2 protein-coding genes are annotated in these 1,825 nt (G+C 65.9%); both read left to right on the top strand.

Features of this window, described 5'->3' with window-relative positions; genetic code table 11:
• Nucleotides 1-72 precede the first annotated feature (72 nt).
• Nucleotides 73-795, top strand: a complete 723-nt coding sequence (locus EGI20_RS18035) for a hypothetical protein (RefSeq protein ID WP_498633076.1) — start codon at nt 73-75, stop codon at nt 793-795.
• The coding region (locus tag EGI20_RS18030) for an AAA family ATPase (protein ID WP_498632868.1) at nt 779-1,825 on the top strand (1,047 nt) is incomplete at its 3' end. The genes EGI20_RS18035 and EGI20_RS18030, both read left to right, overlap by 17 nt.

Raw genomic sequence — 1,825 nt, 5'->3', positions numbered from 1 at the left:
GGGTGGGATAGCCGCCGAATGGCGGCGTAACCCACCGCAAGCTGCCCGGGTTCCATAACATAAGGAGAAAACATGTTCGAATCGGCAGAAATCGGCCACAGCATCAGCAAGGCCGACTGGAAGGCGCGGGTACCGGCGCTGCGCGAGGCTTTGCTCGACGCGCAGTATGACCTGAAGCAGAAGCCGGATTTTCCGGTACTGATCCTGATCCACGGCTTCGATGCCGCCGGACGTGGCGAGACGCTGAATCTGGTCAATGAATGGCTGGATCCGCGTCTGATCCATACCGTGGCTTTCGATGCGCCCAATGACGAGGCGCGCGCCCAGCCGTGGCTCTGGCGTTTCTGGCGCCATGTGCCGGGCAAGGGACATACCGCGATTTTCGACCGCTCCTGGTATGGCCGCGTGTTGGTGGAAAGAGTGGAAGGTTTTTGCGGGCCGGAACACTGGATGCGCGCCTACTACGAGATCAACGATTTCGAGCACCAGTTGGTAGCCGATGGCGCCATCGTGCTCAAGTTCTGGCTGGCGACCAGTGCCGAGGAACAGTTGGCGCGTTTTCAGGCACGCGAAGAGACCGGCTTCAAACGTTTCAAGATCACCGACGAAGACTGGCGCAACCGCGAGCGCTGGGACGACTACAAGCTGGCGGTGTGCGACATGATAGACCGCACCAGCACGACGCGGGTGCCGTGGACGCTGGTCGAGGCCAACAACAAGCACTATGCGCGCATCAAGGTGCTCAAGACCGTGTGCGATGCGCTGGAGGCGAGGCTGGATGCAGACGCCAACTGAAGAGAACGTCAGCGAAGTCTTGCCCGGCGTGCTGTCCGGCCTGATGCGGCGGCTGGACCCGGCGCTGGGCGAGGCGGCCGAGGCCGCGATCATCGCGCTGATCCGCGCTAACCGCGCCGGCCATGTGTGCCGGCGCATCGCTGACTCACAGAGCCGGCGCGAGCTTGCCGCCAGCCCTTTGCTTGCCCGTCCCGGCGGCTATGCGCCCTTGGTGCTGGACGAGGCCGGTCGCCTGTATTTTGCCCGTCACTGGTGGTTTGAAAAGGAATTGGCCGAGCGTCTGGCTGCCTTGGCTGCCCATAAGGACGCCGTCGATCCTGAGCGGGTCGCCACCTTGCTGGACGCGCTGTTTGCTCCGACCTCCGAAGGGGCGGCCGACCGCCAGCGTCTGGCGGCGGCGCTGGCGGTGCGCCAGCATCTGCTGGTGATTTCCGGCGGCCCCGGCACCGGCAAGACCACCACCGTGGTGCGCCTGTTGGCGATGCTGGCCGCCCTGTCGCCACGCCCGCTGGTGATGGGCATGGCGGCGCCCACCGGCAAGGCGGCCGCGCGTTTGTCCGAATCGATGCGCGGCGCGCGTGCGGCGCTGGAGGTGGATGCGCAGGTCAAGGCGCAATTGCCCGGGGATGCGCAAACCCTGCACCGGCTGATCGGTCTGGTGCCCGGGCGCGATGCGCCGCGTTATCACGCAGGCAACCCGCTGCCGCTGGATGTGCTGGTGATAGACGAAGCCTCGATGGTGGATCTGACCCTGATGCACGACACCGTTGCGGCCTTGCCTGCACATGCGCGTCTGATCCTGCTGGGTGACCGTGACCAGCTGGCTTCGGTCGATGCCGGTGCGGTCTTGGGTGATGTGGCCGAACGCGAGGCGTGGAGCAGCGACACGCTGGCATGGCTGGCGGCAGCCGGGCTCGCGGCACCGGGGGCCGCCAGCCCGGCACAGGCCCTATCTGACACGGTGGTTTTCCTCACCCGCAGCCATCGCTTTGGCGCAGATAGCGGCATCGGCCGTCTGGCGCGCGCGGTG

It is taken from the genome of Aquitalea sp. S1-19 (genome assembly GCF_024343515.1).
This window is presented reverse-complemented; position numbering and strand designations above follow the sequence as displayed.

What these genes read in the sequence shown, in the direction of transcription:
- EGI20_RS18035 (WP_498633076.1), top strand. Translation starts at nt 73, where the DNA reads ATGTTCGAATCGGCAGAAATCGGCCACAGCATCAGCAAGGCCGACTGG.